Genomic DNA, 22,511 nt, shown 5'->3' on the forward strand with positions numbered 1-22,511 from the left:
TTCTAGCCTCATTTTATTATTATTTTAAAGTTTTAGCTGTTGAGTCCAATTACGGTATGCAATGGCTTCACTGTCAGTTTGCAAACTAATCTTGTCCATAGCTTGGGGCTGATGTAACCAAGCTTCTGACAACTGCGTTTGGCCCATGATGGTCGCATTACCAATTAATTCCATCCAGTATTGAGCGGCTTGGTGATGAACTTTGGTTTGAACCATACCGCCCGGATTGTAAACTTGAAGTAGTTGTTCTAACTGGGCTTTTTGCGGATAATTTAAGACTAAAGCTAAGCTGGCCGCAGACATTGCGGTCCCACACGCGTTGGTTAAACCGACACCGCGTTCAAAAGTTTGCACAAAAATTGTTTGCGCTCCTAAAATTTTAACAAAGCTTAGATTAACTCCGTCAGGTAATTCAGGATTGTGGTCATTTAATTGTTGACCGAGCTGTTGCAAACGAGTTGTATCAATTTCTGGTACAAAAGTAATCAAGTGCGGATTGGGAACAGCTAAAGCGGTAAATTTTAAGTCAGGATCAATCGTGGGAATAACCTGATTGATGACCGGCTCTGTTGGAGTAGTTAAACCGACAGTCTGTGGTTTAAAACTTACGGGGGAGATTTCCACACCAAAGGCCGGTACGTTAGGTGCCAAATTGGGATAACGTTTAACGTGTAAACTTTTTTGTGAAGTTTCCACAGTGAAATCATCTTGCTGAAATTTATCTGCTAAATAGCGGGCCACTGTTCGTAAACCATTGCCGCACATTAAAGCTGTTGAACCGTCCGCATTAAAAATTTGCATTTGACCTAAGGCTGTTGGCTCAGTTGCTTGGTCCACGACAAGCAAACCGTCAACCGGCTGCAAAGCGGGAATCTGGGTTAAAGTTTGGACTAATAATTGTAATTCTTGAGTAGTTAATGGTTGTTGTAAAAGGGTTTGGTCCAGCAATAAGAATTGATTGAGTGAACCATGAACTTTGAGTAATTGCACCATATTAAAGTCTCCTATTCGAAAAAACTATGATAAATGGCCCGCACGGCCTTATCAGCGTCTGATTGTTTGGTACCGATCATAATGGAAATACGGGAAGCCCCCTGATTAATCATGTGTAAACCAATATGGGCGTGTGCTAACGGATCAATAATCTTTTTTAAGACCCCAATTTTTTGGCGGAAACCTTCGCCAACAATCATTGTAATGGCGTAATCATCGATCCATTCTAATTGATCGGGATGAAGCGTGTCTTGAATTTCTTGACACATTTGTTTGGCGATTTGAGGTGTAAATTGGCGTTGATCAAAGATGATTGTAACATCATCAATTCCAGAAGGCATATGTTCGTAAGAGATATGATATTTATAAAAAATTTGTAGTAATTTGAGTGTGAAGCCCACTTCTTTGTTGAGTAAATAACGGTGCAAATAGAGAGCCACAAAATGGTTGGACGTGGCCACCCCCGTCATTAATTGTTGAGGGTGAAAGTCTTTTTCAGGTACAATTAAAGTTCCTGGTAAATCGGGATGATTAGTATTTTTGACATTAATCGGAATTTGGGCTTGAATGGCCGGAATGAGCGCTTCATCATGAAAAACAGAAAAACCAGCATAGGATAATTCACGTAATTCCCGGTAAGTCATAGTTTTGATAGCTTGAGGATGCTCAACGATTTGGGGATTAGCCGCATAGATAGCGTCAACATCTGTGAAATTTTCATAAAGATCAGCTTGAAATCCCTTAGCTAAAATGGCCCCAGTAATATCAGAACCGCCGCGGGAAAAGGTCGCAATTTGTTGCTTTTCCGTGAGGCCATAAAAACCGGGCACAATATAATATTGGTGTTGGAGCTTAATTTTTTTGAGGTTAAGATAAGTTTGCGGTAAAACTTCAGCATCATGAGGTTGATCACTAACTAATAAACCGAGATCTTGCGGTGATATGTATTGGGCATCAAGATTTTGATGTTGCAAGATCAGGGCTAATAATTGGGCGGTTAACTTTTCACCATGGGCTTTAAACGCGGCGGTTAAATAATCATTATTGGCGAAAGTGGTAGTGGGTAAAATGTCTAATTGGTGCTTTAAGTCAGCAATTTGCAGACTCGATAAACCAAAAGTTTGGGCAATTTCGACGTAACGTTGCCAAATTTCGGTCACAATGGGGGTAAAATCCTGATGGTTAATAACTAATTGACTGTATTTGATTAGCAAATCGGTTACTTTGGTATCTTGGGAAAATCTTTTACCGGGAGCGGAAGTAACGATAATGCGGCGCTGAGGATCAGCTCGAATAATGGCAATAATTTTTTGAAATTGTGAACCAGTGGCTAGCGAACTACCACCAAATTTAATAACTTTCATAACTAACGAATTCCTCTCTGCTTGATCAATTATTACCCAATTATTAAAATTATTAGGGGATTAATTTGCATTCTAACATTTATTTTTTAATCTGCAACTACTTATTTTTTAACTATCTGCCGAAATAAATTAAAATAGCTTGACAAATATTTTAATTAATTATAATATTTTACATATCGAAGAGGTCGCAATCAACAAGAGTAACTATAGGAGCTGGTCAGCTGAGAATATAGTGAAAGGGGCGATTGCCGAAGGATTAAGTCCAAAGGCCGGGGCTTAAATTCTGGGACATAATTGAATAAATTATGGACTGTCGTAGAAAAATATCTCTACGGAGCGCTTACGACAAACTAATGCCATAATTTTAGCAATGAATGATGGGTTCTTTTGTTCGAAAGCGAGCAAAAGGACCTTTTTTATTATTAATTTTTATTTTTACTGGAGGTCGCAATCATGCAGTCAGCAATGGCATTAAACGCGCAAGGACATTTGACAATCGGGGGCTGCGATGCCCTGGATTTAGCACATAAATATCAAACACCATTGGTTGTGTATGATGTCGCCCAAATTCGGCAACAAGTTCATCAATTTAAGCAAGCTTTTCAACAAGCCGGCGTTAACGCCACGATTAGTTATGCCAGCAAAGCTTTTGCTGTGAAAGCTATTTATCAAGTGATGCAACAAGAACAAGTACATGTTGATGTAGTTTCTTTAGGAGAAATGATGACGGCATTACAAGCCGGATTTCCCGCCGCGCAGATTAGTTTTCATGGTAATAATAAATCATTATCAGAATTAAATTACGCCGTGCAAAATCAGATTGGAGTCATCATTGTTGACAATTTTGATGAATTAAACATGTTGACACAATTGCTACACGAAAGTTATCCTCAGCGAAAAGTGGCGATTATGCTACGCATTACGCCTGGTATTTCAGCACATACCCATGAATATGATCAAACTGGGCAAATTGACAGCAAGTTTGGCTTTGATGTGCAATCACAGCAAGCACAAGCTGCCTTACAACAGGCTTTGGCAGAACCACAATTACAAGTTATTGGTTTACATGCCCATATCGGTTCCCAAATCATGGCTGTTGAAGGTTTTGAATTGTTAGTTAAAAAGTTATGTCAGTTAGTCGCCAGTTGGTACCAAAAATTTCAATTTGTACCACAAGTCTTAAATCTTGGCGGCGGCTTTGGTATTCAGTATGTTGCAAGTGACGAGGATTTGGCTCCTAAGCAATTTGTTCAAGCCATTGTTCAAACATTACAACAAGCTTGGCCATTAGCTTCACAACCTTTACCAGAAATTTGGATTGAACCGGGACGTTCTTTAGTCGGGGCCGCCGGAGTCAGTCTTTATTCAATTGGAACCCATAAAAAAGTGGCTGGGATTTGTAATTTTGTCACGGTAGATGGGGGCATGGGTGATAATATTCGCCCCGCTTTATACCAAGCGGATTATACTGCTGTGTTAGCGAAAGCACCACAAGCTAAAACGACGCAAACGGTAACTATTGCAGGACGTTATTGTGAATCTGGTGATATCTTAGTTAAGAATCAACCTTTACCGCCAACGCAGCCGGGCGATATTTTAGCAATCTTGGATACGGGTGCTTATGGTTATTCAATGGCTTCCAACTATAACCGCGTAGCACGTCCGGCAGTGGTTTTTGCCGAACGTGGGCATAGCCAAGTAGTTGTCAAACGAGAAACACCGATGGATTTACTTCGTTTAGATCAAGATTATCAAGTAACTGGAGAAGAGTGATTTGTGATGAATACACAAGAAATTATTAATTTTATTAGTCAAGCACCCAAGAAAACGCCGGTGCAAGTAGTAATTAAGGGCGATTTATCTAAGTTACAAGCGATAGCTGGGGTTGAAAGTTTTGTTGGCGAGCAAGTCGGAGTTATTTATGGCGATTATGCTCAGGTGCAAGAATTTTTACAAGTTAACCAAAGCGTCATTACAGCTCAACATTTAACAGTAACAGCGCGTAACTCAGCGGTGCCTTTGTTAGATATTCAGAATGTTAATGCGCGGATTGAACCTGGAGCTTTGATTCGTGATCACGTACAAATTGGTGATCAGGCCGTGGTGATGATGGGTGCCGTGATCAATATTGGTGCTCAAATTGGTGCCGAAACCATGATTGATATGGGCACAGTCATCGGTGGGCGCGCTCAGATTGGTCAACGGGTTCATGTCGGAGCTAACGCCGTGATTGCTGGTGTGATTGAACCGGCTTCTGCCCAGCCCGTTGTTATCGGTGATGATGTTTTAATTGGTGCTAATGCTGTAGTTTTAGAGGGGGTGAAAATTGGATCGCATGCAGTTGTAGCAGCCGGAGCAATAGTGACCCAGGATGTGGCTGCCAATAGTGTTGTGGCGGGGGTACCGGCGAAAGTGATTAAACAAGTTGATACTCAAACACAGCAAAAAACCGGTTTAGAATCTGACTTACGAAAGTTGTGAAATTAATGCTATTAAATGAAGATTTAATTCAAATTCGGCGCCACTTGCACCAAATCCCCGAACTAGCTTTAAAAGAAACGCAAACGTCTGCCTACTTAAGACAAATTATTGCGCAATTACCACAGCAATATCTAACAGTACAAACGATTAGTCAATTATCAACGGCCATTTTGGTTCATGTTCAAGGTACGGATCCGAAAAGAACTTTGGGTTATCGGGCAGATATGGATGGCTTACCATTGACCGAAGCAACTAACTTAAGCTATCAATCTAAGCATGCTGGTGTCATGCATGCTTGTGGGCATGATTTTCATTTAACGATTGCTTTGGGGATTTTAGCATATTTTGCGGAGCATCAACCACAAGATAATTTAGTATTCTTCTTTCAACCAGCGGAAGAAAGTGATAGTGGTGCAGTTATAGCAGAAAAATCAGGTGTATTTACCGGGCAATTTCGGCCAGACGAATTTTATGCCTTGCATGTTAATCCCGATTTGAAAGTCGGCCAAATCGGTTGTTGCCAGGGCACATTATTTGCTGGAACTACCGAGGTTGATGTTGATTTTATTGGCAAAGGTGGGCATGCAGCTGCTCCCCAAAAAGCCCATGATGCGATTGTGGCGGCCGCAGAGTTTGTTAACCAAGCTCAAACGATAGTAGCTCGCAATATTGATCCTCTAGCCAGTGGGGTAGTTACTTTTGGTCAGCTGAATGCTGGAACAATTCGGAATATTATTGCTGGTCGTGCCCATTTAGCTGGGACGATTCGGGGGTTGGATCAACCCATGATCGTAAAAATTGGGCAACGGCTAGATGATATAGCTCATGGAATTGCGCGAAGTTTTGATTTGCAAGTTCAGTTAAAACTTAATCAAGGGGGCTATTTGCCAGTAGTCAATGATCCGCAATTAACCAAATTGTTTATGGATTCTTGTCAAAGCGATTCACAGATTGAATTGGTAGAAACCAAACCGGCTATGACTGGTGAAGATTTTGGGTATTTGTTGCATCATTTTCCTGGTGTAATGTTTTGGTTGGGAGTGCAGAGTTCTGCGAGTTTACATACTGCCCAATTGCAGCCGAATGAAGCGGCTTTGGCAGTAGGTGTACGCGTGGGCCGGAAGTTTTTGGAACAGAGAATGGGACAATAGGAGGAAGAATAATGTTTGAACAAGTAGAATTAATGACAGCGATTGTGACACCCTTTACCGAAGATAATCAAATTGATTTTGACGGTTTGGATCAATTGATTGAGCATTTACTACAGACTGGTAGTCAAGGTTTTATTGTTGGCGGAACTACGGGCGAAGTAGCTACGATGTCTAATGAAGAAAAATTAGCTTTGTACCGACATTTTAGTCAGACCATTAATAGCCGTGTACCGATTGTGGCTGGTAGTGGTTCTAATGACACACAAGCGACGATTGATTTTACCAAGCAAGTCGGGCAAATTCCCGGAATTGATGCCGTTTTAGTAGTAGTTCCTTATTATAATAAGCCTGACCAACGCGGCATGATTGCCCATTATGAAGCCATAGCGGCTCAAAGTCCTCTACCAATTGTGATTTACAATATTCCAGGACGAACTGGCGTTAGCATGCGACCAGAAACCGTTATTCATTTAGCACATAATAAGAATATTATTGGCGTTAAGGAATGTGAAAACTTAACGGATTTACAAGCCATTATTCAAGCAGTACCCCAAGACTTTGCCGTTTACACTGGCGAAGATGAACAAGCTTTGACAGCAAAAGTATTAGGCGCCAAAGGAGTTATTTCAGTAGCCAGCCATTTATATGGAAGAGAAATGACAAAAATGTATGCGGCTTTAGCTGCGGGTGATGTGGCGCAAGCTGGAGCTTGGCAACGGTTGTTAACCCCTAAGATGCATGCGTTATTTATGTATCCATCACCGTCTGCTGTTAAAGCTAGTTTAAATGCTCAAGGTTTTACAACGGGGAGTTGTCGGTTACCAATTGCAACTTTAACGTCTGATCAAGAAGCGCAGGTGGCCCAAGCGTTAGGAGTTCAGCAATTAAGTGATAATTTAAGTTTTGACTTGGAAGAGGATAAATAATGTATAAAGTTTTAGTAGCTGGTGCGACGGGCAAAATGGGTCAACAAGCAGTTCAATTAGTTCAAAATAAGTCCAATTATGAAGTGTCGGCCATTTTAGCGCCCCAAGCTGACACAACTGATTTAGAACTCAGTTCCACGACGCAACGCTTTACTAAATTGGAACAAATTAACCAAACTTATGATTTATGGCTAGATTTTACGACGCCGCAAGCCGTCTTTGAAAATACGCAATTTGCATTAAATCACCAAATGCGACCAATTATTGGAACTAGTGGTTTAGATGAACAACAAGTTCAAGAACTCACAAATTTAGCACAACAACAAAGTTTAGGCGGTTTGATTGCCCCTAATTTTGGTTTATCGGCGGTGTTGTTGTTACGTTTTGCCCAAATGGCGGCTGAATATTTCCCAGACGCAGAAGTGATTGAACTGCATCATGCAGATAAAAAAGATGCGCCTTCAGCAACCGCTTTGAATACGGCACGCAAGATTCAAGCTGGTCGTAAAGTAGCACGTTCTAATCCAACTTTTGCCCAAGCGGCTCGAGGGTTAGATCATGAGGGCGTAGCCATTCATGCAGTTCGCTTACCGGGTTATGTAGCTCACGAGGAAGTTTTATTTGGCGGACCAGGTGAAGCTTTGAGTATTCGTCAAGATTCGTTTGATCGCAGTTCATTTATGCGCGGCGTTGATGTGGCCTTAGACAAGGTGCCACAATTGACTCAACTAGTTTGGGGCTTAGAAAATATTTTATAGAGGAAGTTAATAGCATGCCACAATTAGCAGATGATTTACAATCAGCAGGTAATCAAACCTTAGCGGCCATTGAACCTTCAGCAATTCGACAATTTGATCAAGAAATTTCCGATATTCCGGGAATTTTGAAATTAACGTTAGGCGAACCAGATTTGGATACACCATTGCATGTACAACAAGCGGCAATTGCTAGTATTCAACGAAATGAATCACATTATTCGCCACAAAAAGGGACAGTTGCATTGCGGCAAGCTATTAGTGCATATTTAAAACGCAAATACGAATTAGAGTACGACCCAGAAACGGAAATCATTGCCACAGTTGGGGCAACCGAGGCGTTGACAGCAACGATTTTTGCTTTAGTTAATCCAGGTGATGAAGTCTTAATCCCAACACCCACATACGCATTGTATTTTCCACTATTAAAATTGGCAGGAGCCAAGATGATAGAAATTAACACTGCGCCCACTAATTTTACTTTGGCAATGGAGCAATTAGCAGCTACTCTAAATAAACATCCGAATGCTAAATTTTTAATTTTAAATTACCCGGGAAATCCTACTGGTCAAGAATATTCACATCAACAATTGCAGCAATTGGCGCAGCTTAGTCGCAACTATCATCTAGGGATTATTGCTGATGAAATTTATAGTGAATTGACGTATGACCACTGTCAACACGAGTCGATTGCCCAATTTGCTAGTGAACGCACCGTATTAGTCAATGGTTTATCAAAATCACATGCGATGACCGGCTACCGGGCTGGATATGTGGTAGCACCAGCACCTTGGATTCAATTAATTGCCAAAATGCACGGCTTTTTAGTAACTTGTCCGCCTAATCCGTCACAAGCGGCGGCGACCGAAGCACTGCAAATTCAAGGCGATGCAGATCCCAAGCAAGCAGTAAACTTGTACCAACAGCGGCGCGATTACTTGTTCCAAGAGTTAACTAATTTGGGCTTTACCCCAGTCAAACCGCAAGGAGCATTTTATATGTTTGCCAAAATACCGGCTCGCTTTGGTGATGATGATTTAGCATTTGCGCGGTTGTTAGCGCAAAAAGCCAAAGTTGGCTGTACGCCCGGGCGAGCATTTGGCCAAGCAGGTCAAGGCTACATTCGCTTTTCCTTTGCTGCTAGTCAAGAGAAATTACAGCAAGCGGTCCAGCAAATGCGTGATTGGTTACTGAAGTAAAAAGTAATTAGGAGATTGAAAAGATGAAAGAGTACAATGTAGCAATTTTAGGAGCTACTGGTGCCGTAGGTACCAGAATGATTGAACAATTAGCACAAACACAAATTCCAGTAAAAAATTTAAAATTATTAGCTTCTAAACGCTCAGTTGGTAAAAAATTACATTTTCGTGAGACCACATGTTCCGTTCAAGAAGCGACCGAAGATTCGTTTAAAAACGTCGATTTGGTTTTATCTTCAGCTGGTGGCGCAGTCTCCAAGCATTTACTGCCGCATGCGGTGGCTGCCGGAGCGATTTGTGTAGATAATACTAGTGCTTTTCGGATGGATCCCGAGGTACCTCTGGTGATTCCAGAAGTTAATCGAACTGCTTTGGCGCATCACCATGGCATTATTGCTAATCCTAATTGCTCCACGATTCAAATGTTAATGGCTTTAGCTCCTATTGATCGAAAATTTGGTTTGCAACAAGTGATTGTTTCCACTTATCAAGCAGTTTCTGGTGCGGGACAATCCGCTTTAAATGAGTTATTAACACAAACCCGACAGTATTTAAATAATGAACCTTTAACCGCGGAAATTTTACCAACCAAAGGTGATCGTAAACATTATCCGCAAGCGCTTAATTTATTACCACAGATTGATGTGTTTGAGGACTCTGGTTATACCCATGAAGAATGGAAAATGATTCATGAAACTAAAAAGATTTTACGAGAAGATATGGACGATCCTCAACTCAAAGTTACAGCAACTTGTGTTCGGGTACCGGTAGCGATTGGTCATGGTGAATCAGTCTATTTCACTGTCCAAGATACAAGTGCTACTGCGAACCAATTACGTGAACTGTTAGTACAAGCGCCTGGTGTGGTTGTCCAAGATGATCCTCAACACCAACTTTATCCGCAACCACTTACGGCTGCTGGTAAGCGAGAAACGTTTGTTGGACGTTTGCGTGCAGATTCAGAAAATCCGGGAGCCTTTAACTTGTGGGTGGTTGCCGACAATCTATTAAAGGGTGCTGCTTGGAATGCTGTCCAAATTGCGCAATGTTTGATTGAAGATCAATTGTTATAAGTTAAGCGATAAAAAGTAGCTAGTAACAGTCACAGGATGATGATTGTTACTAGCTACTTTTTCATTACATACGATTAAACGTTTAACTTTGAAGCAAATATTTAGGTTAATGATTAATTGGTTAGGACCGCCCAAACATCAAAAAGTGAACCTACTAAAATCAAACTCAAACAAATAATATGAAATTTTTTATGATTATTTAATAGGGCCAAATATTCCCGTAAAAAAGCATTTGGCACAAAAAAGTGACTCGTTTTCGCACCAATACCAGTGATATTTAAGCCAACATAACGAGCGTAACCGGCGGCACGAAAGGTATGATAGTCACTGGTGGCAAAAATACCATTTTGTAAATTGATGTGTTTGGCTTGTAAAATTTTTTTCGAAAAAAGCATATTCTCATACGTAGTACGTGATTGTTCCTCACTCAGCACATTTTGCGGCGCAATACCTTGATGTAAAACATAATTTTTCATGGCACGACCTTCAGGGATCGTTTCGTCTGTTCCTTGGCCGCCGGAACAAATGATTAACGGAAAGTAGCCTGTTTTTTGAAATTGTTTCTGTGCAAAATTTAAAGCTACATTGATTCGCGCTGCTAACAGGGGCGAAACTTGATCACCGTGTAATAATCCCGCACCTAAAATAATAATGTAATCTTGATTGAAGCGTGGTCGATAGAGTCTTGTGATTAAAAAAGAAGTTACAAAGGCTAAAAACCAAAAAACAACATAGCCAACGATGGGGATAACAATATGCTTATATAAATTAAAGAAAGTCGGCGATAGAAAATGGCGCGTACATAATTTAATAATAGGAATGCTAACAAGTACTATTCCTAAAATTAATGTCAAATTATTAGCCAATGAATGACTTTCGTGTTGCCAGACAATAACCGCATTCCAAAGGAGCAACAATCCTAAAGAAGCGTAAAAGATCAGAATTGCAGTAGTGATAGCAGCGACAATCCAGTAGACAATTTGGTACAGCAAAGGGTTATGCATGGTTTCAACGGTTAAAATTAAAGCAATTCCGAGTGTAAAAACGAGAATATTAGCCAAGGCACCGTTTAATAAGCGAAACTTATTTTGAGCCAGACTAATACTTAAACCGACTAGACTGCCGACAACAATCAACCAGAGTCCCCAAAGCAAGTAATGAGTTGGCATACTAAATGACCCCTTTAAAATATAATTATCATTATTATAAGTGGGGAATATCTAAAGAGCAATGACTTAACTCAAAGGTATAATCAATAATATTATTGGGACGATTGGTCATTTCAAAATCACTGGAATAAATTATTAATCCCAGTTGATGGAATTTGCTTAATTTATAATGAGTAGGTTGCAACTGCACGTCAATATCATAAAAATGATTGGGAGTTACTCTTTCGACTTGGCTCGGGCTGTGGCGGTTTTGTAAATTAATATGTGCTAAAGAAATTAATTGATAGTCGCTTCGTTGGGAATCTAATTCGTATTCTTTTAAATCTTCTGAATGATAATGATAACCCTGATCATAGGCTTGGGCAGCCAAAGTAGTGGGGAGTGGTTTGAGCCGTTGTGCGGTGCCAAAATCGACTAAGCGCAAACTTAAGAAGCCTTGCTTATCAGAACTAGCAACCCGTAAGTGAACTGTGGGACGACCATCAATAATTAGTTGATCATTAGGGTTATCGCTCAAAAAGATTAGTCGGTTGTTGGCTAAGGTCGAATAGTTGAGATTCATTAAGTTGTCATGCCATTGTTTGGCATTATTGTAATAGGTCAAAAAACAATGTGAACGATCAGTAAAGCTTGCTTTTTCAATGGCTTGTGGTTGGTGCTTGGTTAAATAATGATCTGATAAATAGTAAGTTTGTACAGGATTAGCTGGACTGCACCAGTCTTCATAGGTGTGCCACGTTTCTGGAACTGTATTATCTTGAATGAGCACAGTTGGTAAAATCTGGTCAGCTTGATTATCCACATCATAAAGTTTGTAGGATAACCAGAGATTCATCATATCGTTAAAATCTAGCGAACGATTATTATTGATATAAATGTGGGGTCCCTGATGTAAAATCAACTTCTTGGTAATTGGCAAATCACGTAATTTGGCCCACAATTTTTGTACATTTTTAGGTTTGACATTCCAATCATTTAAGCCGTGCACTAAAATAACGTCAGCTTTAATATTTTGGGCTTGATGGCGGTAATTGCGTTGTTCCCAAAAATCAGTATAATTACCAGTTTCGCGTTCTTGACCCTGGGTGATTTGTTGTAAATGTTGTTGCCAGCGCTGTTGAACTTTGTGATAATCACCCGCTTGTTTTTGCCGAGAAAAAGTTTCCTCAGCTAAAACGTCACAATCTTCGCCTTGAAAACCGCCAGGAGCCACGACCAGACCGTGTTCACGGTAATAGTCATACCAGCTGGAAATTGCAGCTTCACTAATAATGGTTTTTAGGCCTTTAACGCCAGTGGTGGCCGCAGCAGTCGCTAAGGTTCCTAAATATGACCGGCCCGTCATGGCAATCTTATGGTTGGACCACCAAGCTTTAATTTGAATTTGGTCTGTTTTATTGGTGAAAGCAGTACGTGTTTCGGTAAGCCACTCAATTACAGCAGTGGTCGAGATGGTTTCTTGTTGATCACCGCAGGTGCGAAAACCATCGGAATCTTTGGTGCCAATACCAGCAGCATAAACAACCGCAAAGCCGCGTGCCAGAAAATAATCATTTAAACTGTACGTAAAATGGTTACCGAAACTCTGTTCCGCTTGAGTAGTGTGGCCCAGGATTTTACGGGGGGCAGGAATGGGTGGATTTTGGGGTAGAGTATTTGAAAGTGTAGATTTTTGTGGCTGTTTGGGTTCTTGATAGCCCATATTTTCGTGCGTTAATTTTTGACCGGCGGCATCATTAGTACCTTGGTTGTAAGGTGAAGCCGTGTACAAAACAGGGACTTTAAGTCCGTTATTGGTTTCCGCAGGACGCGTAATTTCGACTTTGAGTAAATCGCGCTGGCCATCGTGGTCGGTGTCTTGACTAGATTCGACATAAACGACTTCGTTAATTAATTGTGTTGTGTCAAATACAGGCTGGGCTTTGCCGTTAAAAAATAACGGTTGGGGCACTTGCTGCTCCTTCATTAATTCAACAAAGTACCCCCGACTAGCTAATTCATCGAGATACGTTTGCCCGTTGACGGTATGTGTAATTAACAGTTGGTAAAAGCCATGAATAACTTCCGCAGTGGTTAAATGATTATGCGCAAAAGCGGGGTAATTTAATTTGACTGTCGTTTTTTGCGGTGTCGCTAAGGTGAAATCTTGGTCAATTTCTAAACCTAGTAATTGAAAGTAGACATTATAAAAAACATTGGGTGAGACAAAATCGTACTGCTGAAGATATTGGGCAACAGTCAAGTTGGGGGTAGCCATGAGGTTCTCTAATTGTTGCATTTTTAATGTAGGATTAGTTAATTCAGGAAAGCAGTTACCGATTAATTCTGCAAAAAGTGTGGCTGCTGGTTTTTGTAGTTGGCTGTTGGACAGAAATTTGATTTGTTGCAGTTCTTTAATTTCTTGTTCAGTAGTAGTAGGTTGAATACCAAATTGATTAAGTTTCATTGCCAAAATTCCTTTCAAGTTAGTTATGCTTCTTATTATAGAGTAACAGTGAAATAAGCTAAATGAATTTTTAAAAATAAAAATTAAGCTATTGTTTTTACTGGTTAATTTAGCTTTTAAACGTTCCTATTTAAATTGTTAGGCCAATTTAACTTTGAAAACTATAATTCAATGTGCTAACTTTAATGGTGGTGTTCAAATTGTTATTAAATTGAATAATTATTGCTACAATAATAGCAATTTGATGGGATCACTAATTTGATTTTTCAAAGGAAGATTTTTTATGAAAAAAAAGAGAGTTGTAATTGTTGGTGCTTCTCATGGTGGTCATCAGTCCATCTTGGAATTACTCAATCGTTATCATGATCAGGTCGAGATTACGTTATTTGAGGCCGGCGATTTTATTTCGTTTATGTCTTGCGGTATGGAATTGTATTTGGAAGACAGCGTGACTGATGTTCATGATGTCCGCAACTTTAGCGCGGAGAGTTTCCCGCAAGATAACGTGCACATTTTAAGTAATCACCAGGTGACTCAGATTAATAGTGATCAAAAAACAGTAGCAGTAACAGATGTAACAACGGGGCAAAGTCAAACGGTTGCTTATGATAAACTAATCTTGAGTTCCGGTGTCCAACCCAAATCACTGCCAGTTCCAGGAACTGATTTAGATAATGTTTATTTGATGCGGGGCTTAGATTGGGCTACCAAAATCAAGGCTAAATTAGCAGATCCAATGGTTAAAAATGTAACGGTCATTGGTGCCGGTTATATTGGGATTGAAGCTGCGGAAGCCGCCACGAAAGCTGGTAAAAAAGTTACTTTATTAGACGTGATTGCGCGCCCTTTGGGAATGTATTTAGATGCCCCGTTAACAGATATCTTAAGTCAACATTTAGCTGATCAAGGTGTTAATGTTCAAACTAATGTCCAGATTACGGAATTTAGTGGTCAAGCGGGTCAAGTTCAGGCCGTCAAAAGTAAGCAAGCTACTTATCCCAGTGATTTAGTCATTCAAGCAGCAGGCGTCAAACCGGTAACTGACTGGTTACAAGATACGGTTGCTTTAGATGAACGCGGTTTTATTCAAACGGATGAATATTTGCGGACTAATTTGCCAGATGTTTATGCAATCGGGGATGCAACCTTAGCTTACTCGGTAGCTGCTAGACAAAAAATGCCCATTGCCTTAGCGACGGTAGCCCGGCGCGAAGCTCGTTATGTGGTGCAACACTTATTTGAAGAACAACCGGCACAGCCGTTCAAGGGCGTAGTGGGTTCGTCAGCTTTGAGTGTGTTTGACTATCATTTTGCCCAAAGTGGTTTGAATAGTAGCACGGCCGAGCGTGCAGGAGTTCAGCTAGCTAGTTCATTTTACCAAGATACTTTGCGGCCAAGTTATGTTCCTAGTGGTGCAAATAATCCAGCTGTCTACGTGCAATTATTCTTTGATCCGCAAAGTCATGTGCTATTAGGAGGGGCAGTCTTGTCAACTTATGATATTACAGCACAAGCTAACGTCTTAGCCTTAGCCATTCAACACCAATTGACGGTCGAAGATTTAGCAGAAGCGGACTTCTTCTTCCAGCCCGGATTCGATCGGCAATGGAGCTTACTCAATCTAGCTGCCCAACATGCTTTAAATGAACCAGAATTTACTAAATAATAATGGCTGTGATGAAAATCATGATTAAGTATTGAGCTATAGAATATTTTCTTAATTTAAAAATGATATGCTTTGCAAAGAAAGCTGATATTTGCAAAACATATCATTTTTTGGTTTTAATTGCTGAATGGATTTACCACAATTTAATTTTGGTGCGAATGATGCAAAATCAGTTTGATCAGGCATAAATTGAATTCTTTGAAGTTTACCAAAATGGCAGGTTGTTAGTTTTTAAATAGTCGTGTTATAATTGGCATGTAGATAAAGACGTCTTTAAACATGATGGCACCCGAGTTGCCGTTAAAAATTATATTTCGTGATCTGGGGGAAATCTGAAGGAAATGTTATGGACAAAAAGAAGAGGTATTATGATAGTATAAATAGTTTAGAGATCGGGCTTTTTATTTCAATTATTTTTTAACTAGCATCGTGCGTACTAACCAATTTTATGATACCTAATGCTCATTTTATTTTAAAAATTTAATAACATAAAAAAATACCAACCTTTTGGTTGGTATTTTGACGTTTTAGAACTGATTGGGTATGTAGGGCTCGAACCTACAAATTACGGATTCAGAGTCCGTTGCCTTACCGATTTGGCGAATACCCAATGAATCAACATTAATATACTATCGAAATATGGCGTTTGTGTCAATAGCAATTTGAAAAATTAAAGATTAATTGGGGGATTAGTTGCACTGCTGCATAAACATGCCTACAATTAAAATAAGTTGATTAAATAATGTTAGATAGAAGGTTAAACAATGGAAACCCCACATAGAACCAGTGCTTGTACTAGTATTTTAATTGGTAAAAATGCTAGCCTGGATGGTTCAATTATTATTGGACGCAATGAAGATGCTAATACCGCGTTACCGAAACATTTTCTAGTACATCAGCATCAACAGTTTACGACTGCACAACAATTTGTTTCACAAGCCAATCATTTTCAAATGCCGTTGCCTAAAGAACGCTTTAAATATACAGCGACTCCAGAATGTACCTCAAAGAACGGTCTATTTGAAGAGGATGGTTTTAATGAATTTGGGGTCGCTATGAGCGCCACCGAAAGTACTTATACCAATGCAACCGCTTTAGGAGCCGATCCCTTGGTGACTGATGGTATTGGTGAAGAAGCGATGATAACTTGTGTCTTGCCGTACGTCAAAACCGCCCGAGCAGGAGTGGAACGTCTAGGCAGTATTGTGGAAAAATATGGCACTTGTGAATCCAATGGCATTTTATTTGCTGACCAACAAGAAGCTTGGTATATGGAAATTGTTTGTGGTCATCAATGGGCCGCCCAACGAATTCCTGATGATAGTTATGCTGTTGTCGCCAATCAAGTTGCCATTCAAGAAATTGATTTTGAAGATAATTATAATTTTATGTTTAAAGATGATCTCAAAGAGTTTGTGATTGAGCATCAGTTGAATCCTGCAACATCTGGATTTAATTTTCGACAAATTTTTGGAACACAGACCGCTTTTGATGAACATTATAATACACCCCGTGTTTGGTGGGGACAGCAACAATTTTCCGGAGTTACTGATGAACAGCCTACGAGTGAAAAATTGTCCTTCTTACATCAGCCGCAACATAAATTGAGTATTGATGACGCAAAAATGTATCTCTCTTCGCACTATGAAAAAACACCGTATGACATTTTAAATCAGCAGGAACATCCATTCCGTCCAATTAGTTTGGCGAAAACTCAAGAATCCCATTTACTGCAAATTCGTCCCAATTGGCGTCCAGCCATTGCTTGTGTTCAGTGGTTGGCTATGGGGGTTAGTGCTCAAAGTGTTTATGTGCCATTTTATTTAGGAATGAATGAAACACCCGATTTTTATCAAGTAGGCGATCTGAAGTATGATAGTGTGTCTGCTTATTGGCTTTATAAATTGGCAGGTGTCTTGGTTGATAGTCACTATCATGAATTTGGTTCACTTTTAAAAGATTATCAAACAAAGATTACAGCCCACTTGAATTATGCTTTGCACCAGAGTGACCGTACAGCGCAGGAGTTTAGTGATCAGTCCATGTTAGCAAATTATTTAACCAAGTGTTCACAAGAAAATGCGCAGTATGCGGCGCAACAGTATCGACAATTGATTGCCGAATTAGTGACGCGGTCTACCGCTTTGTCGCCGTTAAATTACCAAACCGATTTGAATTTATGATAAAAATAAAAAACTACTTAGTAATCGTTCAATGAGGAGCAATTCCTCCTTACTAAACTAAGTAGTTTTTTTATTTTAAAATTAACGTTGAATTGGATGCTTGGCAGTCAATGCTTGCACTTGTTGTTTAACTTGGTCTAATTGCGCGGAATCATCAGCGTTGTGAATGACCTGCAAGATTAATTTGGCGGTTAATTGGCTATCTTGTTCATCAAAACCGCGACTAGTAATCGCTGGTGTCCCTAAACGTAGACCCGATGTTTTAGAAGGTGGCAGCGGATCATTAGGAATTGCTTCTTTATTAGTAGTAATGCGTACTTGATCCAATAAATCTTGAACTTGGGCACCGTTTAACTTGGTTTGACTTAAATCTAAGGTCATTAGGTGATTATCGGTACCGCCGGTTAAGACTTTGACTTGTTCATCAGCATTAAAGACAGCTGCCATAGCTTGGGCATTATTGAGAATTTGTTGCTGGTAAGTTTTAAAACTCGGTTGACTGGCTTCACCAAAGGCTACTGCTTTAGCAGCAATGACATGTTCTAAAGGACCACCCTGGGTTCCTGGGAAAACTGCGCTTTTAACTTTTTTGGCATATTGTTCCTTGGCTAAAATAAAGCCGCCTCGTGGACCACGTAACGTTTTATGTGTAGTTGAAGTTACAATGTCGGCTACGCCAACCGGGCTAGGATGTAACCCCACCGCTACTAAGCCAGCAATGTGAGCCATATCGACCATTAATAAGGCGCCGACTTGATCGGCAATATCGCGGAATTTTTGAAAATCAATTACGCGACTATAGGCGGAAGCGCCAGCAACAATTAATTTGGGCTGAACTTCTTGTGCAACTTTTAGGACTTGATCATAATCTAAAAAGCCGTTGTCATCGACACCATAACTATAGAAGTCATAAGTTTTACCAGAAAAATTAACTTTCGAACCATGAGTTAAGTGACCGCCCGCATCTAAGTCCATGCCTAGTACGCGATCACCAGGTTTAATTAGGGCACGATAAGCAGCTTCATTAGCCTGGGAACCGGAATGTGGTTGGACATTAGCGTAATCAGCGTGATAAAGCTTTTTCACGCGGTCAATGGCCAATTGTTCAATTTGGTCAATGTATTCATTGCCACCATAGTAGCGTTTGCCTGGATAACCTTCGGCGTATTTGTTAGTTAAAACGGATCCTTGTGCGGCTAAAACTCCTTTTGAAACAATATTTTCCGAAGCGATCAGTTCAATATTGTGTTCTTGACGATCTTGTTCTTGAGCAATGAGCTGCCATAACTGGGGATCTTGTTCTTGATAAGTTGTCATCATAATCCTCCTTACTATTTATGATTAATATCATTATATTATATAATAAAACGCAAAACGGTTTTTTAAGAAAAAAAGATTAAGAAAGTATTAATACTACTATAATGACGTTTTCATAATGCCTCAATCTATGCCATAATTAGCCACAGGAGGTGTAAAAATGCAATCTGATTTTGATTATGAACAATTACAGCAAGGTAAACTTTATCGTTCTGATCAAATTTTACCAGAACATCAATCCATGGCGGGTAAATTGATTGCTCAAAAAATTAATCAAGTTCCTTTAAATCAAACTGAACAAATTGTGGCCTTAGAACATCAGTTGTTTGGCAAAGCCGGACAGAATCTGTATGTTAATCCGCCAGTTTATGTTGATTATGGGCGCCATGTCTTCATTGGTGATAATTTTTATGCTAATCAAAATTGTACTTTTTTAGATGTTAATTCGATTACAATTGGTAATGATGTGCTAATCGGACCAAATACCAGCTTGTACACTGCAGGGCATCCGGTGGATCCGACAGTACGTAAAGAAGGACTGGAGTTTGGTCAACCAATCGTTATTCAAGACAATGTTTGGTTGGGTGGGAGTGTTAGTGTTTTACCTGGAGTAACTATTGGCAAGAATTCCGTGATTGGTGCGGGTTCAGTAGTTACGAAAGATATTCCGGAAAATAGTGTCGCAGTTGGTAACCCTGCTCGCGTGCTGCGAACGATCAATGCGCAAGACTATCAGTATTGGCGCCAGCAGCGCAGCGATTATTGGCAAGCACAAAAGCAGATGCAAAATACAATTCAAGGAGAAAGCAATGATTAAATTAGTCGCAATTGATGTTGATGATACGTTATTAAATAGTAAAGGTGAATTATTGGCGTCAACGATTCAAGTGATTGGTCAAGCAGTTAATAACGGCGTGAAAGTTGTCTTATGCTCGGGCCGCCCCTTAGCTGGTGTGCAAGGATTTTTAAACCAATTAAAGATTCAACAACCAGATCAATATGTTATTACATTTAATGGTGCGGTAATTGAATCGGTAACTGGTGAAAAACTTAGTCAAAAAGGTTTGACGAAAGCTACTTATCAACTGGTCGATACTTATTCCCAAGAACATCACTTGGCCTATAATGTCCTGGATGCTGACAGTCAGATTTACACTAGTAACCAAGATGTAAATTGGGTAACTGTCATTCAAGCTTGGGAAAATCAGGCGGGAATTTTAATTCGTCAACCGCAAGCGGTTTCGGATGATACTACGATGATTAAAGCAGTGTTTGTGGGTGACAAATCTGAATTAGATCGCCAGGAAGCTGAAGTTAAGCAAACTTTTGGTCAGGATAATTATGTAGTACGGGCTGCAGCTAACTTTTTAGAAATAATGCACGCTGATGTTAATAAAGGGATTGCTTTAAAGACTTTGAGTCAAAAATTAGGTTTTACTCCGCAAGAAGTAATGGCAATGGGTGATGAACAGAATGATATACCGATGTTCGATTTTGCGCAAACAGCAGTGGCGATGGGGAATGGTTCGGACTTAGCCAAACAACACGCTACTTATGTTACCCAATCTAATGATCAAGATGGCATTGCGCAAGCCTTTGAAAAGTTTGTTCTATAATATTTTAGTGATTAAAAAAGCCAACTTTTGGTTAAAAGTTGGCTTTTTTAATTGCTTAATTGTGAGCTCAGTGTCTTTTGAAATATTTTAGGATTCTACATATAGTTTTCGAAATTGAGCGATATAATCCGCAGGTAAATTCAAACCTGCTTGAAGATAGTTATCAAAATTACCATATTTGGCAATCAAAACCGTTTGGGCATGTTGTAAATATTCTGGTGCCACTTGCAGAGCAATCAATAATTGTTGTACTTGGTAATCAGTAATTTCATCGCGATGCTGCTCCACAATTTCTTGGTTGGCTTCTTTTCGTAATTCGTTGGTTTTTAAATAGTCATCCATAATGGCTTCGTCACTAGCACCAGCCGCTTTTAAAATTAAAGCAGCTGCAAAACCAGTGCGATCTTTGCCAGCAAAACAATGAAAAATAATTGGTTGTGGCTGTTCAATTAAATCCATCATAAAAGCGTGATAACCAACTTGAGCAGAATGACTGGTAACCAATTGCTCGTAAGTTTCGAGCATATGTTGGTGGGTATCACCAGAGTTTTCTACCATCTTATTCATAGAAGCGTAATTGGCCGTGGCGTCAGCCAAGATGTCCAAATGTTTCCAAGTAATAGCTTTAATTGGAGTATCCGGCATTTGTTCTGTTTCTTTAGTACTGCGAAAATCGTAAATTGTTTTGATTTGACAAGTATTGGCCAAAAAAGCACTTGTTGCTGGTGTTAAATTAATTAATTGGCCACTACGAAAAAAAGTATTCTTTTTTAAATGACCGGTTGCCGTTGCAATACCGCCGATGTCACGAAAATTAACTGGTTCAATTTGCATACTTAATTGTTTCCCTTCAAAGTTACATTAATAGTCTTAATATAAAATAAAACTCATATTTGTCAACAACATTTCTAGAATTTTAATGCAACGGGTGTAGACTAGAATTAAATTAAGCAAAAGAGGTCTGAAGCAATTATGAAAATCAATAAGTATCCTTATCATGCTGATGTCGTGGGGAGCTTTTTACGACCAGCAACTTTAAAAGCGGCTTACCAACAAGCAAAAGATCACAGTTTAACACCAGAAAAATTTCAAGCACTGCAACAACAAGCAGTCAAACAGTTAGTAACCAAGCAACGCCAGCATCATTTGGCGGTGCTGAATGATGGTGAATTTAACCGTGAAAATTTTTTCTTGGATTTTTTGGCAGGGTTAACCGGAATTGCAGTCGTGCCACAAGGTTTTCAATTGAACTTTAGTGGGCAACAGTTAGTTGATGATGGTTTACAATTGGCTGGTAGAATTCAGTACAATGCGCAACATCCTTTTTTTGCGGATTATTTGTATTTAAATAGCCTCTTACACGATGATGAACAAGATAAGGTGACCATTCCAGCACCAACGCCACTCTTATTTAGGGGTAATTTTGCAGTAATTAATAATGTAGAACAATTTTATGCGACGCGCGCAGAATATTTGCACGATATTTTGATTACGTATCAACGCACAATTCAACACTTCTATGATTTAGGTTTACGGTATTTACAATTAGATGACCCGTGGTTATTGGGAATTACATTGCCGTTTGCTGGGTTACAAGAGCAACCAGAAGCAGCACAAAAATTAACACAAGAAATCGTGCAACTGCTGCAAGATTTACTAGCCAGTTTACCAGCCGATTTAATCGTAACAACTCATATTTGTCGCGGTAATTTTCATTCAGCACCGTTAGGTGGGGGAACTTATCAAGATATTGTTGATATTTTGACACAATTACCCTATGATGCCTTTTTCTTAGAATATGATGATCAGCAAGCTGATGGGGATTTTGCTCCCTTAGCGCAAATTCATCAAGAACAACCGCAAGCCGTTTTTGTTTTGGGATTAATTACGACAAAAACTGGGCAAATGGAAACAGCGGCAGAACTTATTGCGCAAATTCAAACCGCGGCCCATTTTGTGCCATTAAATAATTTGGCGTTGTCACCACAATGTGGCTTTGCTTCAACTAAAGAAGGCAATGATTTAACTGGAGAACAGCAATGGGCCAAAATTGATTTGATGAATCACGTGGCTAGTCAAGTATGGTCCGAATAAAGTCAAATTAATAGTAGCAATTAAAAGAGAGGTTGGAACAATCATCGTTGTTTCAGCCTTTTTTAGTGAGTTAACTTG

18 protein-coding genes, 1 tRNA gene and 1 riboswitch are annotated in these 22,511 nt (G+C 39.7%); of the genes, 12 read left to right on the top strand and 7 right to left on the bottom strand.

Annotated features, from left to right (window positions below):
* Positions 1-24: 24 nt before the first annotated feature.
* Together dapF and AC3B6D_RS02990 are read right to left on the bottom strand one after the other, a co-directional pair.
* On the bottom strand, positions 25-993 hold the full coding sequence (gene dapF / locus AC3B6D_RS02985; RefSeq protein WP_489774870.1) for a diaminopimelate epimerase: 969 nt from the start codon (positions 991-993) through the stop codon (positions 25-27).
* A gap of 11 nt (positions 994-1,004) precedes the next feature.
* Entirely contained in the window at positions 1,005-2,357 is a 1,353-nt protein-coding gene (locus AC3B6D_RS02990; protein WP_489774871.1) for an aspartate kinase, read from the bottom strand.
* Between the two features lie 171 nt (positions 2,358-2,528).
* A riboswitch (Lysine riboswitch) is annotated at positions 2,529-2,708 on the top strand.
* Positions 2,709-2,810: 102 nt separating this feature from the next.
* Here AC3B6D_RS02990 and lysA point away from each other — a divergent pair.
* From lysA to AC3B6D_RS03025, 7 genes are read left to right on the top strand one after another with little or no spacing between them, the layout of a single operon-like run.
* Positions 2,811-4,130: a diaminopimelate decarboxylase gene (gene lysA / locus AC3B6D_RS02995; RefSeq protein ID WP_489774872.1), complete on the top strand. Its 1,320-nt coding sequence runs from the start codon at positions 2,811-2,813 to the stop codon at positions 4,128-4,130.
* Positions 4,131-4,136: 6 nt separating this feature from the next.
* Complete coding sequence (gene dapD, locus AC3B6D_RS03000) at positions 4,137-4,838, top strand: 2,3,4,5-tetrahydropyridine-2,6-dicarboxylate N-acetyltransferase (protein WP_489769083.1); 702 nt, start codon at positions 4,137-4,139, stop codon at positions 4,836-4,838.
* A gap of 5 nt (positions 4,839-4,843) precedes the next feature.
* Positions 4,844-5,989, top strand: a complete 1,146-nt coding sequence (locus tag AC3B6D_RS03005; RefSeq protein ID WP_489774873.1) for an N-acetyldiaminopimelate deacetylase — start codon at positions 4,844-4,846, stop codon at positions 5,987-5,989.
* An 11-nt stretch (positions 5,990-6,000) separates the two neighbouring features.
* The gene (gene dapA / locus AC3B6D_RS03010) at positions 6,001-6,915 is read left to right on the top strand and encodes a 4-hydroxy-tetrahydrodipicolinate synthase (RefSeq protein WP_489774874.1); all 915 of its coding nucleotides are present in this window, start codon (positions 6,001-6,003) and stop codon (positions 6,913-6,915) included.
* Complete coding sequence (gene dapB, locus AC3B6D_RS03015; protein ID WP_489774875.1) at positions 6,915-7,673, top strand: 4-hydroxy-tetrahydrodipicolinate reductase; 759 nt, start codon at positions 6,915-6,917, stop codon at positions 7,671-7,673. The genes dapA and dapB overlap by 1 nt, the downstream gene beginning before the upstream one ends.
* Before the next feature lie 14 nt (positions 7,674-7,687).
* On the top strand, positions 7,688-8,869 hold the full coding sequence (locus AC3B6D_RS03020) for an aminotransferase class I/II-fold pyridoxal phosphate-dependent enzyme (protein ID WP_489774876.1): 1,182 nt from the start codon (positions 7,688-7,690) through the stop codon (positions 8,867-8,869).
* Positions 8,870-8,892: 23 nt separating this feature from the next.
* Positions 8,893-9,942, top strand: coding sequence for an aspartate-semialdehyde dehydrogenase (locus AC3B6D_RS03025; RefSeq protein ID WP_489774877.1), 1,050 nt, complete (start codon positions 8,893-8,895; stop codon positions 9,940-9,942).
* Positions 9,943-10,055: 113 nt separating this feature from the next.
* On the opposite strand, the gene AC3B6D_RS03030 is transcribed toward AC3B6D_RS03025, so the two are convergent.
* Both AC3B6D_RS03030 and AC3B6D_RS03035 read right to left on the bottom strand, forming a co-directional pair.
* Positions 10,056-11,111 (bottom strand): YdcF family protein, encoded by a 1,056-nt coding sequence (locus tag AC3B6D_RS03030; RefSeq protein ID WP_489774878.1) that lies wholly within the window; start codon positions 11,109-11,111, stop codon positions 10,056-10,058.
* Positions 11,112-11,145: 34 nt separating this feature from the next.
* Positions 11,146-13,557, bottom strand: a complete 2,412-nt coding sequence (locus AC3B6D_RS03035; RefSeq protein ID WP_489774879.1) for a Xaa-Pro dipeptidyl-peptidase — start codon at positions 13,555-13,557, stop codon at positions 11,146-11,148.
* A 283-nt stretch (positions 13,558-13,840) separates the two neighbouring features.
* Here AC3B6D_RS03035 and AC3B6D_RS03040 point away from each other — a divergent pair, with 283 nt between their 5' ends.
* Positions 13,841-15,223 (top strand): NAD(P)/FAD-dependent oxidoreductase, encoded by a 1,383-nt coding sequence (locus AC3B6D_RS03040; protein ID WP_489774880.1) that lies wholly within the window; start codon positions 13,841-13,843, stop codon positions 15,221-15,223.
* Positions 15,224-15,760: 537 nt separating this feature from the next.
* On the opposite strand, the gene AC3B6D_RS03045 is transcribed toward AC3B6D_RS03040, so the two are convergent.
* Positions 15,761-15,833: transfer RNA gene (locus AC3B6D_RS03045), tRNA-Gln, on the bottom strand.
* A gap of 154 nt (positions 15,834-15,987) precedes the next feature.
* Between AC3B6D_RS03045 and AC3B6D_RS03050 the strand changes: the two genes are divergently transcribed.
* Positions 15,988-17,406 (top strand): C69 family dipeptidase, encoded by a 1,419-nt coding sequence (locus tag AC3B6D_RS03050; protein ID WP_489774881.1) that lies wholly within the window; start codon positions 15,988-15,990, stop codon positions 17,404-17,406.
* Positions 17,407-17,487: 81 nt separating this feature from the next.
* On the opposite strand, the gene glyA is transcribed toward AC3B6D_RS03050, so the two are convergent.
* Entirely contained in the window at positions 17,488-18,723 is a 1,236-nt protein-coding gene (gene glyA, locus AC3B6D_RS03055; protein ID WP_489774882.1) for a serine hydroxymethyltransferase, read from the bottom strand.
* Between the two features lie 160 nt (positions 18,724-18,883).
* On the opposite strand from glyA, the gene AC3B6D_RS03060 reads away from it, so the two are divergent.
* Together AC3B6D_RS03060 and AC3B6D_RS03065 are read left to right on the top strand one after the other, a co-directional pair.
* Positions 18,884-19,540 (top strand): sugar O-acetyltransferase, encoded by a 657-nt coding sequence (locus AC3B6D_RS03060; protein ID WP_489757422.1) that lies wholly within the window; start codon positions 18,884-18,886, stop codon positions 19,538-19,540.
* Entirely contained in the window at positions 19,533-20,339 is an 807-nt protein-coding gene (locus AC3B6D_RS03065; protein WP_489757423.1) for a Cof-type HAD-IIB family hydrolase, read from the top strand. Before AC3B6D_RS03060 ends, AC3B6D_RS03065 begins: the two co-directional genes overlap by 8 nt.
* Positions 20,340-20,426: 87 nt before the next feature.
* Here AC3B6D_RS03065 and AC3B6D_RS03070 read toward each other — a convergent pair whose 3' ends face one another.
* The gene (locus tag AC3B6D_RS03070) at positions 20,427-21,173 is read right to left on the bottom strand and encodes a tyrosine-protein phosphatase (protein ID WP_489774883.1); all 747 of its coding nucleotides are present in this window, start codon (positions 21,171-21,173) and stop codon (positions 20,427-20,429) included.
* Positions 21,174-21,311: 138 nt separating this feature from the next.
* Between AC3B6D_RS03070 and AC3B6D_RS03075 the strand changes: the two genes are divergently transcribed.
* The gene (locus tag AC3B6D_RS03075; protein ID WP_489774884.1) at positions 21,312-22,433 is read left to right on the top strand and encodes a uroporphyrinogen decarboxylase/cobalamine-independent methonine synthase family protein; all 1,122 of its coding nucleotides are present in this window, start codon (positions 21,312-21,314) and stop codon (positions 22,431-22,433) included.
* Positions 22,434-22,511 lie beyond the last annotated feature (78 nt).

Source organism: Bombilactobacillus sp. ESL1097 (genome assembly GCF_058107205.1).